This is a genomic window from Alsobacter sp. KACC 23698 (assembly GCF_045348435.1).
GTDB lineage: Bacteria > Pseudomonadota > Alphaproteobacteria > Rhizobiales > Beijerinckiaceae > Alsobacter.
Genome location: NZ_CP157484.1, coordinates 2,938,932 through 2,954,553, shown reverse-complemented (window position 1 = coordinate 2,954,553; position 15,622 = coordinate 2,938,932). Strand labels below are relative to the sequence as shown.

Annotated in this window: 14 protein-coding genes; 7 read left to right on the top strand and 7 right to left on the bottom strand. The window is 70.1% G+C overall.

What is annotated here, in order from left to right; genetic code table 11:
• Position 1 precedes the first annotated feature (1 nt).
• From ABEG18_RS13845 to ABEG18_RS13835, 3 genes are read right to left on the bottom strand one after another with little or no spacing between them, the layout of a single operon-like run.
• Positions 2-835: an enoyl-CoA hydratase family protein gene (locus ABEG18_RS13845; RefSeq protein ID WP_406853637.1), complete on the bottom strand. Its 834-nt coding sequence runs from the start codon at positions 833-835 to the stop codon at positions 2-4.
• Positions 832-1,359 (bottom strand): MarR family winged helix-turn-helix transcriptional regulator, encoded by a 528-nt coding sequence (locus ABEG18_RS13840; RefSeq protein WP_406853636.1) that lies wholly within the window; start codon positions 1,357-1,359, stop codon positions 832-834. The genes ABEG18_RS13845 and ABEG18_RS13840 overlap by 4 nt, the downstream gene beginning before the upstream one ends.
• A complete protein-coding gene (locus ABEG18_RS13835) occupies positions 1,356-2,120 on the bottom strand; it encodes an SDR family NAD(P)-dependent oxidoreductase (RefSeq protein ID WP_406853635.1) in 765 nt (254 codons plus the stop codon). Before ABEG18_RS13835 ends, ABEG18_RS13840 begins: the two co-directional genes overlap by 4 nt.
• Positions 2,121-2,374: 254 nt before the next feature.
• On the opposite strand from ABEG18_RS13835, the gene ABEG18_RS13830 reads away from it, so the two are divergent.
• The 6 genes from ABEG18_RS13830 (at position 2,375) to ABEG18_RS13805 (ending at position 7,550) form a co-directional block, all read left to right on the top strand.
• Positions 2,375-3,565: an ABC transporter substrate-binding protein gene (locus tag ABEG18_RS13830; RefSeq protein ID WP_406853634.1), complete on the top strand. Its 1,191-nt coding sequence runs from the start codon at positions 2,375-2,377 to the stop codon at positions 3,563-3,565.
• Positions 3,566-3,644: 79 nt separating this feature from the next.
• The gene (locus ABEG18_RS13825; protein WP_406853633.1) at positions 3,645-4,571 is read left to right on the top strand and encodes a branched-chain amino acid ABC transporter permease; all 927 of its coding nucleotides are present in this window, start codon (positions 3,645-3,647) and stop codon (positions 4,569-4,571) included.
• Positions 4,568-5,596, top strand: coding sequence for a branched-chain amino acid ABC transporter permease (locus ABEG18_RS13820; protein ID WP_406853632.1), 1,029 nt, complete (start codon positions 4,568-4,570; stop codon positions 5,594-5,596). The genes ABEG18_RS13825 and ABEG18_RS13820 overlap by 4 nt, the downstream gene beginning before the upstream one ends.
• Entirely contained in the window at positions 5,593-6,354 is a 762-nt protein-coding gene (locus ABEG18_RS13815) for an ABC transporter ATP-binding protein (RefSeq protein WP_406853631.1), read from the top strand. Before ABEG18_RS13820 ends, ABEG18_RS13815 begins: the two co-directional genes overlap by 4 nt.
• Entirely contained in the window at positions 6,354-7,052 is a 699-nt protein-coding gene (locus tag ABEG18_RS13810) for an ABC transporter ATP-binding protein (RefSeq protein ID WP_406853630.1), read from the top strand. The genes ABEG18_RS13815 and ABEG18_RS13810 overlap by 1 nt, the downstream gene beginning before the upstream one ends.
• Before the next feature lie 39 nt (positions 7,053-7,091).
• The gene (locus ABEG18_RS13805; RefSeq protein ID WP_406853629.1) at positions 7,092-7,550 is read left to right on the top strand and encodes a cupin domain-containing protein; all 459 of its coding nucleotides are present in this window, start codon (positions 7,092-7,094) and stop codon (positions 7,548-7,550) included.
• Positions 7,551-7,595: 45 nt separating this feature from the next.
• Here the strand turns inward: ABEG18_RS13805 and ABEG18_RS13800 are convergent, their stop codons facing one another.
• The 3 genes from ABEG18_RS13800 to ABEG18_RS13790 form a co-directional block, all read right to left on the bottom strand.
• On the bottom strand, positions 7,596-8,843 hold the full coding sequence (locus tag ABEG18_RS13800) for a flavin-dependent oxidoreductase (RefSeq protein ID WP_406853628.1): 1,248 nt from the start codon (positions 8,841-8,843) through the stop codon (positions 7,596-7,598).
• Between the two features lie 219 nt (positions 8,844-9,062).
• Entirely contained in the window at positions 9,063-11,387 is a 2,325-nt protein-coding gene (locus ABEG18_RS13795; protein ID WP_406853627.1) for a bifunctional salicylyl-CoA 5-hydroxylase/oxidoreductase, read from the bottom strand.
• A 100-nt stretch (positions 11,388-11,487) separates the two neighbouring features.
• Entirely contained in the window at positions 11,488-13,065 is a 1,578-nt protein-coding gene (locus tag ABEG18_RS13790; RefSeq protein WP_406853626.1) for a cryptochrome/photolyase family protein, read from the bottom strand.
• A 228-nt stretch (positions 13,066-13,293) separates the two neighbouring features.
• On the opposite strand from ABEG18_RS13790, the gene ABEG18_RS13785 reads away from it, so the two are divergent.
• On the top strand, positions 13,294-14,589 hold the full coding sequence (locus ABEG18_RS13785) for a cystathionine gamma-synthase family protein (RefSeq protein ID WP_406853625.1): 1,296 nt from the start codon (positions 13,294-13,296) through the stop codon (positions 14,587-14,589).
• 9 nt (positions 14,590-14,598) lie between these two features.
• On the opposite strand, the gene ABEG18_RS13780 is transcribed toward ABEG18_RS13785, so the two are convergent.
• The gene (locus ABEG18_RS13780; protein ID WP_406853624.1) at positions 14,599-15,615 is read right to left on the bottom strand and encodes an ABC transporter substrate-binding protein; all 1,017 of its coding nucleotides are present in this window, start codon (positions 15,613-15,615) and stop codon (positions 14,599-14,601) included.
• Between the last annotated feature and the right edge of the window lie 7 nt (positions 15,616-15,622).

Sequence of the window (15,622 nt, the reverse complement as noted above, 5' to 3'; positions counted from 1 at the left end):
GTCAGTCGCCCTCGAAGACGGGCTTCTGCTTCGCCGCGAAGGCGCGGTAGGCGCGGCCGAAATCCTCCGTCTGCATGCACAGGGCCTGGGCCACGGCCTCCGCCTCGATGGCGTCGTCGACGCTCATCGCCCATTCCATGTGCAGCATGCGCTTGGTCATGGCGTGCGCGAAGGTCGGCCCGGAGGCGATCTCCGCCGCGAAGGCCTTGGCGTCGCCGAGGAGGGCCTCGGGCGCGCAGAGGCGGTTGAAGAAGCCCCAGCGCTCGGCCTCGTCGCCCGGCAGCGCGCGGCCGGTGTAGAGCAGCTCGGAGGCGCGGCCCTGGCCGATGATGCGGGGCAGGATCGCGCAGGCGCCCATGTCGCAGCCGGCGAGGCCCACCCGGTTGAACAGGAACGCCACCTTGGCGCGGGCCGTGCCGAAGCGGATGTCCGACGCCATCGCGATGATGGCGCCGGCGCCGGCGCAGACGCCGTCGATCGCGGCGACCACCGGCTGCGGGCAGGCGCGCATCGCCTTGACCAGCTCGCCCGTCATGCGGGTGAACCTGAGCAGCGCCACCGTGTCCATGGCGACCAGCGGCCCGATGATCTCGTGCACGTCGCCGCCGGAGGAGAAGTCCCCGCCCGCGCCCGTGACCACCACGGCCTTGACCGCCTCGTCCTTGGCCAGCGCGCGAAAGACGTCGCACAATTCGGCATAGGATTCAAAGGTCAGCGGGTTTTTCTTCTCGGGGCGATTCAACGTCACGACCGCCGTCCGGCCCTCGATCGCGAGGCTGAAATGCGCTGCGGAATAGCCGGAGAGCGGCAGGGTCGCCTGGCTGGCGGGCGTCATGGGCGGTCCTCCTGGGCGGCTGGTTTGGACGGCGGAGCCTTGGCCTGCGACGCCTTCGCCACGGATGTCTTGGCCTTGCCGAGAAGCCGCATCAGCTGGCCGATCTCGGTCTCCGAGAGGCCGCCGAACAGCGTCGCGATCCAGTCGGCGTGCTCGGCCGCCATGGCGCGGAACTCGGCCCGGCCCTTGGGCGTGAGGGTGATCACCTGCACGCGGCGGTCATGCTCGGCGGTGCGGCGGTCGAGATCGCCGGAGGCGAGCAGCTTGTCCACGATGTGGGTGACGTTGCCGTTGGACACCATCATGCGCTTGGAGACCTGGGACAGCGTCATGCCGTCGGGGGCGCGGTCGAGCTGCGCCATCAGGTCGAAGCGGGGCAGAGTGATGTCGAAGCGCTCGCGCAGCCGGGAGCGGATCTGCGTCTCGATCAGGTTGGCGCAGGTGAGCAGCCTCAGCCAGAGCTTCAGCTCCTCGTGATGGGCGGCGGGCTCCTCGAGCGCCTTGGTTTCGGCGTCCAGCATCATGCCGACATCTCCCCGCCATCGACCACGACGGCCTGGCCGGTGACCGCGGCGGCGCCGTCGGACATCAGCCAGAGCGCGGCCGCCGCCACCTCGTCGGGCCGCACGAGGCGCTTCATCGGCTTGCTCGCGGTGAATTCGCGCATCAGCTCCTCGGGCGCGCGTCCCTGCTTGGCGGCGCGCTGGACCATGCCGTCGCGGACGAGGTCGGTCTCCGTGAAGCCGGGGCAGACGGCGTTCACGGTGACGCCGGACGCCGCGGTTTCGAGCGCCAGCGCGCGGGTGAAGCCCAGCATGGCGTGCTTGGCGGCCGTGTAGGCCGTCATGAAGGCGTAGCCCTTGAGGGCCGCGGTCGACGCGACGTTGAGGATGCGTCCGCGCCCGGCGGCCAGCATGGCCGGCAGGACCGCCCGGCTCGCCAGCACCGGCGCGGTGAGGTGCTGTGCCAGCATCTCGGCGAAGGCGTCGTCGGACTGCTTCAGGAAGGGGCCGGAGGCGGCCGTCCCGGCGTTGTTGACGAGGATGTCGACGGGGCCGCCCGCCAGTGCGCGTTCGATCGCCCAGCGCAGGGAGGCGGCGTCCGTGACGTCCGCGACGACGCCGTGGCCCGCGTCGCCGGCGTCCACGACGGCCGTGAGGGCGGCCTCCGAGCGGCCGAACACGATCACGTTCGCGCCCGCCTGCGTGAGCGATCTGGCGATGGCGCGGCCGATGCCGCGGCTGCCGCCGGTGACGATCGCCCTGCGCCCGATCAGATCGGCCATGCGCTTTGCTCTCCCGAACGCGTCGGCTCCGAATGCTTCAAGCTTAAAATAACGCCGGCCCGTTGCGCAAGCGCGATGATGAAGGCCGCAGGGGCTCCGCCCGGCCCCCGGTTCGCCCGAGATGTTTTAATGTTGAAACAATTTGCCTGCCGTGGCCGGCCATGCCAACAATTATGGCTGGAGCCCATCGGGTTTACTGTCCTAGTGTTCGGCGCCCTGGGCTTCGCCCGGGTTCGAGGGGAGGGGTCTTTCACATGAGGCGTATCGCTCATTCCATCAGGTTCCTGGCGGCGGCTACGGCCGTCGGCGCCATCGCGGCGTCGATCTCGGGCGCGAGCGCGCAGGAGGCCCTGAAGATCGGCCTCGTCAGCGTGCTCTCCGGACCCCAGGCCGCGCTCGGCCAGCAGGTGAGGGACGGCTTCCAGCTCGCCGTGAAGGACATGGGCGGCAAGATGGCCGGCCGCCCCGTCGAGGTGATCGTGGTCGACGACGAGCTGAAGCCGGACGTCGCCGTCACCAAGGTTCGCGCCCTGCTGGAGCGCGACAAGGTGGATTTCGTCGTCGGGCCGGTGTTCTCCAACGTGCTGCAGGCGATCCACAAGCCGGTCACCGAGTCGGGCACGATCCTGATCTCGCCCAACGCCGGCACCTCCAACTTCGCCGGCAAGCAGTGCAGCGAGAATTTCTTCGTCACGTCCTACCAGAACGACCAGCCGCACGAGGTGCTGGGCAAGTATGCCCAGGACAAGGGCTACAAGCGCGCCTACATCATGGCCCCGAACTACCAGGCCGGTAAGGACTCGCTGGCGGGGTTCAAGCGGCACTTCAAGGGCGAGATCGTCGACGAGGTCTACACGCCGCTCGGACAGCTCGATTTCTCCGCCGAACTCGCCAAGATCGCGGCGGCGAAGCCCGATGTGCTGTTCACCTTCATGCCCGGCGGCATGGGCGTGAACCTCGTCAAGCAGTACCGCCAGGCCGGCCTCGCCGACAAGACGCCGTTCTTCTCCGCCTTCACGGTGGACGAGTCGACCCTGCCGGCGCAGCAGGACGCGGCGCTCGGGTTCTTCGGCGGCATGAGCTGGGCGCCCAACATGGACAACCCGCAGAACAAGAAGTTCGTGGCGGGCTATGAGGCGGCCTACAATGTCGTGCCGGGCTCCTACGCCATGCAGGCCTATGACGCGGCGCAGCTGATCAACAGCGCCCTGACGGCCACCAAGGGCTCCACCTCCGACAAGGCGGCGCTGCGGGCGGCGATCAAGAAGGCGGACTTCCCGTCGCTGCGCGGCAAGTTCAAGTTCAACACCAATGGCTACCCGATCCAGGACTTCTACGTCGTGAAGGCCGCCAAGCGCGCCGACGGCAAGTACCAGACCGAGATCGTCGAAAAGGTGTTCTCCGACTATGGCGACACCTATGCGGCGGAGTGCCCGCTGAAGTAAGGCCGCCGACCCCGGGCCTGGGCCGCGTCGCGGCCCCGGCCGGGGGCTCGCGTCCTGGCCACTGGATTCCCGAACCGGCATGTCGTTCACGCTCCTCACCATCCAGATCCTGAACGGGATGCAGCTCGGTCTCCTGCTGTTTCTCGTCGCCGCGGGCCTGACGCTGGTGTTCGGCGTGATGGACTTCATCAACCTCGCGCACGGCGTGCAGTACATGCTGGGCGCCTATCTGGCGGTGGCCTGCATCGGCTGGACCGGCAACTTCGCGGCTGGGCTCGCGCTCGCCTTGGCCGGGACGCTGGCGATCGGCCTCCTGATGGAGGCGCTGGTCTTTCGCCGGCTCTACGGCCGGGACCACCTCGACCAGGTCCTCGCCACCTTCGGGCTGATCCTGTTCCTCAACGAGGCGGTGAAGATGGTCTGGGGCGCCGCGCCGCTCAGCGTGCCGGTGCCCGAATGGCTGCAGGGGTCCGTGCTGCTGGGCGAGGGGGTGCTCTACCCGGTGTACCGCTTCGCCATCATCGCGGCGGGGCTGGGCGTGGCGCTGGGGCTCTGGGTTCTGATCGAGAAGACCCGCATCGGCATGCTGGTGCGGGCGGGCGCCTCCAATGCGCCGATCGTGTCGGCGCTCGGCGTCGACATCAGCCGGCTGTTCATGGTCGTCTTCGCCTTCGGGGCGATGCTGGCCGGCTTTGCGGGCGCGATGGCGGCGCCGATCCTGTCGGTCGAGCCCGGCATGGGCGACAGCGTGCTGATCCTCGCCTTCGTGGTCATCGTCATCGGCGGCATCGGCTCGATCCGCGGCGCCTTCGTGGCGGCGCTCCTGGTCGGCCTCATGGACACGCTGGGGCGGTCCTATTCGGTCGACCTGCTGCGGCTGTTCTTCCCGCCCGCCGCGGCGCGCGGCATCGCCGGCGGGCTGTCGTCGATGTTCATCTACGTCCTGATGGCGGTGGTGCTGTTCTTCCGGCCCGACGGGCTGCTGCCGGCCCGGGGGCGGACATGAGCCGCGACGCAGCGCCCGCCGCAGCCCCGGCCGTCGCGCCGGCGGCGCGCGCCGCTCGCCCGCCCTTCGGCGCAGCCGCGCCGGCCGTGATCTTCCTGGCGCTGGCCCTGGCGCCGCCGCTGATCGCCTGGACCGGGCAGGGGCACTGGCTCTCGCTCGCCACGCGCATCGTCATCTACGGCGTGGCGGCTTTGTCGCTCGACCTGATCCTGGGCGTCGGCGGGCTGGTGAGCTTCGGGCACGCGGCCTTTGTCGGGCTGGGCGCCTATGCGACCGGCATCCTGATCGAGCACGGGCGCGGCGACCTCCTGATCGTCGTCCCGGCGGCGCTCGCCGTATGCGCCGTCTTCGCCGCCTTCACCGGGGCCGTGTCGCTGCGGACCAAGGGCGTCGCCTTCATCATGATCACGCTGGCCTTCGGGCAGATGGCGTATTTCTTCTCGCAGGCGCTCTACGCCTATGGAGGCGACGACGGGCTGACGCTCTCGGCGCGCTCCACCCTGGCGGGGCTCCCCCTGCTGAAGAACAAGACCGTGTTCTTCTATCTGTGCCTCGCCGTTCTGGCGGCGTCCTATGGGCTGGTGCGCCGGATCGTGGGCTCCAGCTTCGGCCGCGTCCTGCAGGGCGCGCGCGACAACCCGGTCCGGGTGGCGTCGTTCGGCTACGAGGTGATGCGGGTGCGTCTCGCGGCCTATGTGATCTCCGGCATGATCGGCGGGCTCTCGGGCGTCCTCCTGGCCAACCACGCCGAGTTCGTCAGCCCGGCCTACATGGCCTGGCAGCGCTCGGGCGAGCTCATCTTCATGATCATCATCGGCGGGCTCGGATCGCTGTGGGGCGCCATCGTGGGCGCCGCCGCCTTCCTGCTCCTGGAGGAGGGGCTGGCCGACCTCTCCGAACACTGGAAGCTCGGCTTCGGGGCGCTCATCGTGCTCTTCGTGCTGTTCACGCGGGGCGGCCTGGCGCAGCTCGCCGAGCGGCTCGTCCGCGGGCGCGCGGGCGAGAACGGGGGGAACCCGGCATGACCGGGCCGGCCGCGCCGATGATCGCCCTCTCGGGCCTGCGCAAGAGCTTCGGGGCGCTGAGGGTGACGGACGACGTCTCGCTCGACGTCATGCCGGGCGAACTGCATGCGCTCATCGGCCCGAACGGGGCCGGGAAGACGACGCTCATCCACCAGATCGCCGGGACGCTGCGGCCTTCCGAAGGGCGCATCCGGATCGACGGCGCCGACGTCACGCGCGCGACGCCCCAGGCGCGCTCGCGCGCCGGGCTGGCGCGCACCTTCCAGATCACGTCGATCATCCCGTCGCTCGACGTCCTCGGCAATGTCGCGCTGGCCGCGCAGGCGCGGGCCAGGCGTCCGCTGCGGCTGTTCGACCGCGCGGCGCAGGACGAGGCGCTGAACGGCCCGGCCCGCGCGGCGGTGGCCGCCGTCGGGCTCGCGGCCCGCGCGAGGGTTCCGGCGGGCCGGCTTTCGCATGGCGAGAAGCGCGCGCTCGAACTCGCGATGGCGCTGGCCCTGCAGCCCAAGGCGATCCTGCTGGACGAGCCCATGGCCGGAGTGGGACGCGACGAATCCGACAGGCTGATCGAGCTTCTGCGCAGCCTCAAGGGCCGCTACGCCATCCTGCTGGTGGAACACGACATGGACGCGGTGTTCGCGCTCGCCGACCGGGTGAGCGTGCTGGTCTATGGCCGGCTGATCGCGACCGGGACGCCCGCCGAGGTGCGCCGCGACCCGGCCGTGCGCGCCGCCTATCTCGGCGACGAGGCCGCCTGATGCTGGAGGTCAGCGGCCTCGTCTCGGGCTATGGCGACGCCCAGGCGCTGTTCGGGGTCTCGCTCGAGGTCGGGCCCGGCGAGGTGGTGACGCTGCTCGGCCGCAACGGCATGGGCAAGACCACGACCGTGAGCACCATCATGGGCCTGCTGCGGACGCGCGAGGGCACGGTGCGCTTCGCCGGACAGGACCTCACGACCGCGCCGCCGTATCGCCGCGCCCAGGCGGGCCTCGGCCTGGTGCCGGAGGGCCGGCAGGTGTTCCCTACGCTGAGCGTGGAGGAGAACCTCGTCGCCACCGCGGCCGACCGCTTCGGGCGGGGGCGCTGGACGCTGCAGCGGGTCTACGCCTTCCTGCCGCGGCTGGAGGAGCGCAAGGGCAACCGCGGCAACGAGCTCTCGGGCGGCGAGCAGCAGATGCTGGCCATCGGCCGGGCGCTGATGACCAATCCCAAGCTGATCATCCTGGACGAGGCGACCGAGGGGCTGGCGCCCATCATCCGGCAGGAGATCTGGTCCTGCCTGGCGGCCCTCAAGGCGGAGGGCGAGTCGATCCTGGTGATCGACAAGCATGTCGACGCGCTGGCCCGCATCGCCGACCGGCATGTCGTGCTGGAGAAGGGGCATGTGGTGTGGACAGGCTCCACCGCCGAGCTCATGGCCGACGCCAGCGTGAAGGACCGTTACCTTCACCTTTGAGCCGATCTATCATCAGCAGCGCACCAGGGAGGGCAAACCATGAAACCGATGACCGCAGGCGTGACGCCGGCCGGCCAAGGCATCGACGGAATCGTCTGGAACATCCTGGGCCAGACCTATGTGCCCAAGCACCTGACGGAGAGCTCCTTCTCCTGGCACGCGACTTTCCCGCCCGGGACCTTCGTGCCGCCGCACATCCATCCCAACCAGGACGAGTTCATCTATGTGCTGGAGGGACGCTTCGACCTCGTCCTCGACGGGCAGGAGGTCGGCGCCGGTCCGGGCGACCTGATCCGGCTGCCGCGGGGCGTCCCGCACGGCATCTTCAACAAGTCCGACGCGCCGACCAAATGCGTGTTCTGGGTGTCGCCGACCGGGCCGCTCTACGACCTGTTCTGGGGCATCCACTCCATGGCGGAGCAGAACCCCGCCGAGGTGGTGGCGCTGGCGGCCAAGCACGAGGTCGACTTCCTGCCCCCGCCGCCCGACGGGGCGTGACGTGCGCTTCGCCTCTCCCCTGATGGGGAGAGGGGTTCCGCGCCGTCATCCCGCCCTGCGGTTCACCTGCGTGAGGGCGAAGCCGGCCTTGCCGGCGTAGCTCTTCACGATGGCCTCGCGCCGGGCGTAGGAGAGCACGCGCTCGACGTCGTCGAAGCCGTTGGGAGCCAGCGCCTCGACCGCGTCGATCACGCGCTCGGGGCCGCCCTGTCGGTTCATGGCGGTGATCTCGGCCGTCTTGGCGAGGCGCTCGGCTTCGTAGAGGGCCAGGCCGTGGCGGGGATGGTCGGCCTTGTCCAGGCTGTCGGCCAGGCAACGCGCATCCAGGATGGCCTGGCTCGCGCCGTTGGATCCCACCGGGTACATGGGATGGGCGGCGTCGCCCAGCAGGGTGACGCGGCCATGCGTCCAGCGCGGCAGGGGATCGCGGTCGCACATCGGATATTCCCAGAACTGGGTCGTGGCCTTGACCAGGCCCTCCACGTCCACCCCCGGCACGGTGAAGCGGCGCGCGAAGGGCAGCACGTCCTCCAGCCGGCCGAGGCCGGACCAGGTCTCGCGCGGCGGCGGCTTGCCGGGATCGCCGAGGCGGACATTCACGACCCAGTTGGTCAACCGGGTATCGGGCCGCTGGCCCCGGCCGATGGGGTAGAGCACCAGCTTGGCGTGCATGCCGCCGGCGATGATCATGCTCTCGCCGTCCATGAAGGCCGGCCAGTCGGCGGCGCCGCGCCACATCCTGACGCCCTGCCACGAGGGCGGGCCCTGGTCGGGAAAGTAGCGCGCGCGCACGGCCGAGTGGATGCCATCGGCGCCGACCAGCACGTCGGCGCGAATCGTCTCGCCGGCCCCGCCGAAGCGGGAATCGGCGAAATGGGCGGTGACGCCGCCCTCGTTCTCGATCAGGCCGAGAAGGCGCCGCCCCGTGCGCACCGAATCGGGGCCGAGCCGCTCGACGGCCGCGTCATGGATGAGCTTCTGCAGGCGGCCGCGATGAATGGAGAATTGCGGCGCCTTGAAGCCGGCGTAGACGCCGCGCGGCTCCTGCCAGACGGTCTGGCCATAGCGGTTCATGTAGACGAGCTCGCGGGTGCGGATGCCGGCCGCGTCCAGCGCCGGCAGCAGGCCGAGCTCCTCGAGCTCCACGATGGCGTGCGGCAGCGTGTTGATGCCCACCCCGACCTCGCGGATCGTGGAGGCCTGCTCGCAGACGGTGGCCTTTATCCCCCGCCGGTGCAGCATCAGCGCGGCCGTCAGCCCGCCGATCCCGCCCCCTACGATGATGACATGCATGCGGAATTTCCCCCCGAGGGCGGCATCAAAGGCGGTTTGGCGGCGGCGCGCAATCCCACGATCCGCGGACGCCGCACTCTCCGTCTTCCCCGGCGGCGCGCAGCGCCGGGAAGGGGATCCAGGAGACTGGGTTCGGCATCGGGCCCATGGCCTCTGGATCCCCTTCCCGACCTGCTGCGCAGGTCGCCGGGGATGACGGAGAGAGGCTCGGTCGCGCCGTCACGCCCCGACCCGGTGCGACTTGGGCCGCGCCTTGAGCTTCAGTTCGGTGAGGTCGGCCTTCTCGCGCGGCGTGTTGCGCTTCAACTGGTCCCAGCCCGGCTGATACGGCTTGGGCGTGAACGCCTCGGCTCCGTACCAGGCCGCGGCGCGCAGGGCGAAGGCCGGATCGGCGAGGTGCGGGCGGCCGAAGGCCACGAGGTCCGCCCGGCCGGCCGCCAGGATGGTGTTGGCCTGGTCGACGCTGGTGATGTTTCCGACGCACATGGTGGCGACGTGGGCCTCGTTGCGGACCTGGTCGGCGTAGGGGGTCTGGAACATGCGGCCGTAGAAGGGACGCGACGCCGGGCTGGTCTGGCCGGTGGAGACGTCGACGAGGTCGACGCCGGCCTGCGCGAAGGCTTCGGCGATCCGGACGGCGTCGTCGCCCGTGATCCCGCCTTCGATCCAGTCGGTGGCCGAGATGCGCACCGACATGGGCTTGTCGGCCGGCCAAGCCTCGCGCATGGCGGCGAAGACCTCGAGCGGAAAGCGCAGGCGGTTCTCGATCGAGCCGCCATACTCGTCCGTCCGTCGGTTCGTGACCGGCGAGAGGAAGCTTGCCAGCAGATAGCCGTGGGCGGCGTGAAGCTCGACCATGTCGAAGCCGCAGGCCTGGCCGCGCCGCACGGCGGCGACGAACTGAGATCGGATCCGGTCCATCCCGGCGCGGTCGAGCGCCTTCGGGACCGCGCTCTCGGGGTAGTAGGGCAGGGGCGAGGGGCCGACGATGTCCCAGCCGCCCTCCGGCAGGGGCCGGTCCATGCCCTCCCACATCAGCTTCGTCGCGCCCTTGCGGCCGGCGTGGCCGAGCTGCAGGCAGACCTTGGCGGCCGAGTGGGCGTGGACGAAGTCGACGATCCGCGTCCAGGCGGCTTGCTGGGCGTCGTTCCACAGGCCGGCGCAGCCGGGGGTGATGCGGGCGTCCGGGGCCACGCAGGTCATCTCGGTGAAGAGAAGGCCCGCCCCGCCCATGGCGCGGGAGCCGTAATGGACGAGGTGGAAGTCGCCCGGCAGGCCGTCCACCGCCGAATACATGCACATCGGCGACACGACGATGCGGTTCGGGGCGGTCAGGCCGCGCAGCCGCAGCGGCTGAAAGGCCGGCGCGACGGGACGGTCGACGTCCACCGGGCAGCCCTGGGCCGCCAGGGACCGGGCGAAGCTGCGGTCGACGGCCCTGACGAAGTCGGGCGCCCGGAGCTCCAGATTGTCATAGGTGATCGACTTGGCGCGCGTCATCAGGCCGAAGGCGAACTGCACGGGGTCCATCCCGAGGAAGCGCTTCACGTGCTCGAACCAGACCAGGCTGACGTCCGCTGCGTGCTGGGTCTTCTCCACCTCCTCGCGGCGGCCCGTCTCGAACCGGCGCAGCGCCTGGGCGACGTCGCCCTGCTGGCCCTTGAGCGCCGCGTGCAGGGCGATCGCATCCTCCATGGCGAGCTTGGTGCCCGATCCGATGGAGAAATGCGCCGTCGCCTTGGCGTCGCCGAGCAGGACGACGCGGTCGTCCATGGTCCAGCGCGCGTTGCGGATCATGGGGAACTGGCGCCAGAGCGACCGGTTTGCGATCAGCGGGTGGCCCTGGAGCTCATCGGCGAAGACGCGCTCCATGAAGGCGACGCCCTGGTCCTCCGTCATCGCGCCCAGCCCGGCCCTGGCGAAGGTTTCCGGGTCGGTCTCCAGCACCCAGGTCGAGCGGTCGGCCTCGTACTGGTAGCAATGGGCGATGAAGACGCCGTACTCGGTCTCCTTGAAGAAGAAGGTGAAGGCGTCGAAGGGACGGGTCGATCCCATCCAGGCGAAGCGGTTGGGCCGCAGGTCGACCTCGGTCCCGAAATGATCCCGATGCGCCTCGCGGAAGCGGGAGTTCACGCCGTCCGCCACCACCACGAGATCGGCCTCGTCCGGGCCGGGCAACGTCTCGGACTCGTGACCGAACACCAGCTCCACGCCGAGCGCCCGCGCGCGGTCCTGCAGCAGCATCAGCAGCGTGCGGCGCGAGCAGCCGCAAAAGCCGTTGCCGCCGATGCGGTGCTGCTCGCCGCGGACATGGATGGAGATGTCGTCCCAATAGGCGAAGGCGTCGGTGATCGCCTCGTAGCTCTCGCGGTCGGCGCGCTCGAAATTGTCGAGGGTCTGGTCGGAAAAGACGACGCCGAAGCCGAAGGTGTCGTCGGCCCTGTTGCGCTCCAGCACCGTGATGGCCGCCTGCGGGAAGGACTTGCGGGCCAGGATGGCGAAATACAGGCCGGCGGGGCCGCCTCCGATGACACTGATGCGCATGGGATGCCTCTTCGTCGTCACGGTGGGCCTGGCTGCGAATTCATTTAAGCTTAAAATAATTTGGCTCGCAAGGCCTGCGGCCCGAGGCTCACGGCCTCGCTCAGAGGTCCAAAGCGAGCTGCGCGGGCCGGGTCGCGGAGGGATCGTCGGGATCCGGCGACAGCCCGTCCAGGAAGGCGTTCGCCTCCCGGGCGATCTGGAGGCGGCGGGCGGGCGGCATGGCGTCGAGCGTCCGATAGGGCATGCCCAGGCGCGGATTGCGGCCGAGCGCGGCGCGGTTCTCCAGCAGGAAGTTCCAGTAGAGCAGGTTGAACGGACAGGCGCCGGGGCCGGTCTTCACCTTGGGGTCGTAGCGGCAGCCGGCGCAGTAGTCCGACATGCGGTCGATATAGGCTCCCGACGCCGCATAGGGCTTGGAGGCGAGCAGGCCGCCGTCGGCGAACAGCGCCATGCCGTGGGTGTTGGGCAGTTCGACCCACTCATAGGCGTCGGCGTAGACCGCGAGGTACCATTCCTCCACCTGGCTGGGCGCGATCCCGGCCAGGAGGGCGAAGGTTCCGGTCACCATCAGGCGCTGGATGTGGTGCGCATAGGCGTGGCGGCGCGTGTCCGCCACCACCTGGGCGACGCAGTTCATGTCCGTCTCGCCGGACCAGTAGAACCAGGGCAGCGGCCGGGAGGCGCCCAGCGCGTTCGTCGCCGCGTAGTCGGGCATGCGCAGCCAGTAGACGCCCCGGACATATTCGCGCCAGCCGAGGATCTGGCGAATGAAGCCCTCCGCTGCGTTCAGCTCCACATGTCCGGCCTTCCAGGCGCGCTCGGCCGCGACGCAGACCTCGCGCGGCGTAAGCAGGCCGCAGTTCAGCGAGGTCGAGACGAGGGCGTGGTAGAGGAAGGGCTCGCCCGATTTCATCGCGTCCTGGTAGTCGCCGAAGCGGGGCAGGGCGTCGGCGATGAAATGCGCGAGCGCCTCGAGCGCTTCGGACCGGGTCACCGGCCAGCCGAATGCGCCGAGATCGCCGAAATGGCCGGAGAAGCGCTCGGCCACCAGGGCGATGACCTCGCGCGTGATCGCGTCCGGCTCGAAGCGCAGCCGGGGCGGGGTCTGGGCGCCCGCGGGCAGCGACTTGCGGTTCTCATGGTCGAAGTTCCAGCGGTCCCCGGCCGGCTCGTCCTCCTCCATGAGCAGGCCGGTTTCCCGCCGCATCTCGCGATAGAAGAACTCCATGCGGTAGGAGCGCCGGTCGGCCGCCCAGCGGGCGAAGCGCCCGCGCGTGCAGAAGAAGCGGTCGTCCTCGCGAATGTCGACCGGGACGCCCAGGCTGGCGGACCACTCCCGCATCATCTCCCAGACCCGCCATTCGCCGGGCTCGGTCAGGATCACGCGGTCCGGCGCATGCCGCGCGATCGCGCGGGCGAGTTCGCCGCCGAAGGAGCCGGTGTTGGCCGGGTCGTCCAGGCGGACATAGTCGACCGTGATCCCGTCCGCCGCCAGCTCGCGGGCGAAGTGGCGCATGGCCGACAGGATCAGCGCAATCTTCTGCTTGTGGTGGCCCACATAGGTCGTCTCCTCGGCGACCTCGACCATGAGGACCACGTCGGTTCCGGGATCGATGTCGACGAGAGACGCCAGATCGCGCGTGAGCTGGTCGCCCAGGACGAAACGCAGAGTTGTCATGCGGGATACAGGCTCATGGCGACCTCTCGCTGGCGCTTGCGATCTCGGGCCGGGGCGGCGGCGCGGCAAGGGGCGAAAGGTCGCAAGAGCTGCGGACGGTCCCATGTTCCTGGGGACCCGCCGCCCTGGTCGCGTCGGCGAGGCTGAACGCCCGCGCGTGGGCGGGGCGGGGGTGCTAGGATCGGTTGCAGCAACCGCTCCATTCCCCTCCCGACCAGGATGACCGCCGTGGCCGATCAACGCTATCACAAGGACCGTCTGGGCAACCGCAAGCTCGCTCCCGAGACGCTCATGCTGAGCTACGGGTTCGATCCGCGCCTCTCGGAGGGGGCGGTGAAGCCGCCGGTGTTCCTGACCTCGACCTTCGTGTTCTCCTCGGCCGAGCACGGCAAGGAGTTCTTCGACTATGTGTCGGGGCGCAAGCCCCTGCCGGCGGGCGAGAGCGCGGGGCTCGTCTATTCCCGCTTCAACCACCCGAACGCCGAGATCGTCGAGGACCGGCTGTCCGTCTTCGAGGGCGCCGAGGCGGCGCTCCTGTTCTCGTCCGGCATGTCGGCCATCGCCACGACGCTTCTGGCGCATTGCCGGCCGGGCGACGTGATCCTGCACTCGCAGCCGCTCTACGGCGGCACGGAGACGCTGATCGCCAAGACGCTGTCGAATTTCGGCATGAAGTCGCACGCCCTTCCGGACGGAGTCGACGAGGCGGTGATGCGCCAGGCGGCCGAGCACGCCATGGCGATGGGGCCGGTCTCGATGATTTTCATCGAGACGCCGTCCAACCCGCTCAACTCCCTGGTCGACATCGCGGCGATCCGCCGTGTGGCCGAGGCCATCGGGGCCCGGCAGGGCCGGCGTCCACTGATCGCCTGCGACAACACGCTGCTCGGGCCGGTCTACCAGCAGCCGCTGCTGCATGGCGCGGACCTGTCGGTCTACTCGCTGACGAAATATGTCGGCGGCCATTCCGACCTCATCGCCGGGGCGACGCTGGGCTCGGCCGAGCACATGCGCCCGATCCGGCTTCTGCGGTCGGCGATCGGCACGCAGCTCGATCCGCATTCGTGCTGGATGCTGGGCCGCTCGCTGGAGACGCTGGTGATCCGGCTGGCGGCGGCCAATCGCAACGCCAGGACGGTCGCCGACTTCCTCGCCGCGCATCCCAGCGTGAGCTCCGTGTTCTATCTGGGCTTCCTGCCGGAGGGCTCGCCCGAGCGGCGGACCTATGAGGCCCAGTGCCAGGCGCCGGGCTCCACCTTCTCGTTCGACGTCCGGGGCGGCGAGGCGGAGGCCTTCCGGGTGCTGAACGCGCTGCAGATCGTCAAGCTCGCGGTCAGCCTGGGGGGCACCGAGTCGCTGGCCTGCCACCCCGCCTCGACCACTCATTCGGGCGTGCCCAAGGAGGTGCGCGACCGGCTGGGCGTGAGCGACGCGACCATCCGCGTGTCGATCGGCATCGAGAACGCCGACGACCTCGTCGCCGACCTGGCGCAGGCGCTGGACGCGATGGGACCGCCCGCCTGAGCCGGCCGGTCAGCGCTTCAGGGCGGCCTCGCGCGGGCGCTCGTCGATGTAGCGCCCGGGATCGGTCAGCGCCTTGCGCGGCTCGCCATAGGCCGAGCGCAGGCGCAGCACCGTCTTCATGCCCTCCCGGTCGATCCTGAGGTCGCGGTAGATGCCGGAGGCCGGATCGAGCAGGGCCGCATAGGCCTTCTCGGCCGGCGGACCCTGCATGGCCTTCATGCGGTCCGTCAGGATGCGGATCGCCTCGGCCTTGTTGGCCGGCTCCGCGAGCCAGGCCACGGAGGCGTGGAAGCCGGAGATGAATTTCCGCAGCTCAGGCGCGCCGTCCGACAGCGCGCTGCGCCGCACCGCCCCGACGATGCCCTGATAGGGACCGACGGCGTCGCGGCCGCGCATCAGGCGGGTGAAGCCCTTCGCCTCCGCGGCGAGGTCGAGGGGCGTGTTGAGCAGGGTGGCGGCCTGTTCGTTCTTCAACAGCGCCTCGAGCCGCTGGGCTCCGCCGCCCACCTTCACCCATTGGACGTCGCCCTCGGCGAGGCCGTTGCGCGCCAGCGCGTCGCGCAGCACGAAGGCGAAGCCGGTGGTCATGGCGTCCACCGAGATGGCCTTGCCCTTGAGGTCGGCGATCCGGCTCACGCCCGGCGCGGCCATGATGCTGAGAAGGCCGTTGTCCACGCCGAACACGGCGACGAAGTCGGCGGGGCCGCCGAGATCCGTCTCGCCCTGGCCCTCGTCATAGGCGACGAGGTTGTCGACGGCGGTCAGCGCCAGGTCGTAGCGGCCGGCGTGGAGGTTCTTCGCCATCTCCACCGAGTTCGGGGTGATCTCGAGCGTCGGCTCCAGGCCGGCGGCCTTGAAGAACCCCTTCTCCTGGCCCACCCAGAAGGGCCAGTTGGACGCCCCCGCGAAGGCGACGACACGGAACGGCTCGGCCGCCGCGGGCCTGAGGGGCAGGGCGCAGGCGAGCGCCAGCAGTCCGCCGACGAGCGCGCGGCGGATCAGGACGAGCGGGCCAAGCGAGAACATGGGGACC

Excerpts from the sequence above, each read along its gene's own strand:
- ABEG18_RS13795 (WP_406853627.1), bottom strand. The coding sequence starts at position 11,387 with ATGCGCATCAGTGTCATCGGAGGCGGCCCCGCCGGCCTGTATTTCGCC.
- ABEG18_RS13815 (WP_406853631.1), top strand. The coding sequence starts at position 5,593 with ATGACCGGGCCGGCCGCGCCGATGATCGCCCTCTCGGGCCTGCGCAAG.
- ABEG18_RS13805 (WP_406853629.1), top strand. The coding sequence starts at position 7,092 with ATGAAACCGATGACCGCAGGCGTGACGCCGGCCGGCCAAGGCATCGAC.
- ABEG18_RS13820 (WP_406853632.1), top strand. The coding sequence starts at position 4,568 with ATGAGCCGCGACGCAGCGCCCGCCGCAGCCCCGGCCGTCGCGCCGGCG.
- ABEG18_RS13845 (WP_406853637.1), bottom strand. The coding sequence starts at position 835 with ATGACGCCCGCCAGCCAGGCGACCCTGCCGCTCTCCGGCTATTCCGCA.
- ABEG18_RS13830 (WP_406853634.1), top strand. The coding sequence starts at position 2,375 with ATGAGGCGTATCGCTCATTCCATCAGGTTCCTGGCGGCGGCTACGGCC.
- ABEG18_RS13800 (WP_406853628.1), bottom strand. The coding sequence starts at position 8,843 with ATGCATGTCATCATCGTAGGGGGCGGGATCGGCGGGCTGACGGCCGCG.
- ABEG18_RS13835 (WP_406853635.1), bottom strand. The coding sequence starts at position 2,120 with ATGGCCGATCTGATCGGGCGCAGGGCGATCGTCACCGGCGGCAGCCGC.
- ABEG18_RS13780 (WP_406853624.1), bottom strand. The coding sequence starts at position 15,615 with ATGTTCTCGCTTGGCCCGCTCGTCCTGATCCGCCGCGCGCTCGTCGGC.
- ABEG18_RS13810 (WP_406853630.1), top strand. The coding sequence starts at position 6,354 with ATGCTGGAGGTCAGCGGCCTCGTCTCGGGCTATGGCGACGCCCAGGCG.
- ABEG18_RS13840 (WP_406853636.1), bottom strand. The coding sequence starts at position 1,359 with ATGATGCTGGACGCCGAAACCAAGGCGCTCGAGGAGCCCGCCGCCCAT.
- ABEG18_RS13825 (WP_406853633.1), top strand. The coding sequence starts at position 3,645 with ATGTCGTTCACGCTCCTCACCATCCAGATCCTGAACGGGATGCAGCTC.
- ABEG18_RS13790 (WP_406853626.1), bottom strand. The coding sequence starts at position 13,065 with ATGACAACTCTGCGTTTCGTCCTGGGCGACCAGCTCACGCGCGATCTG.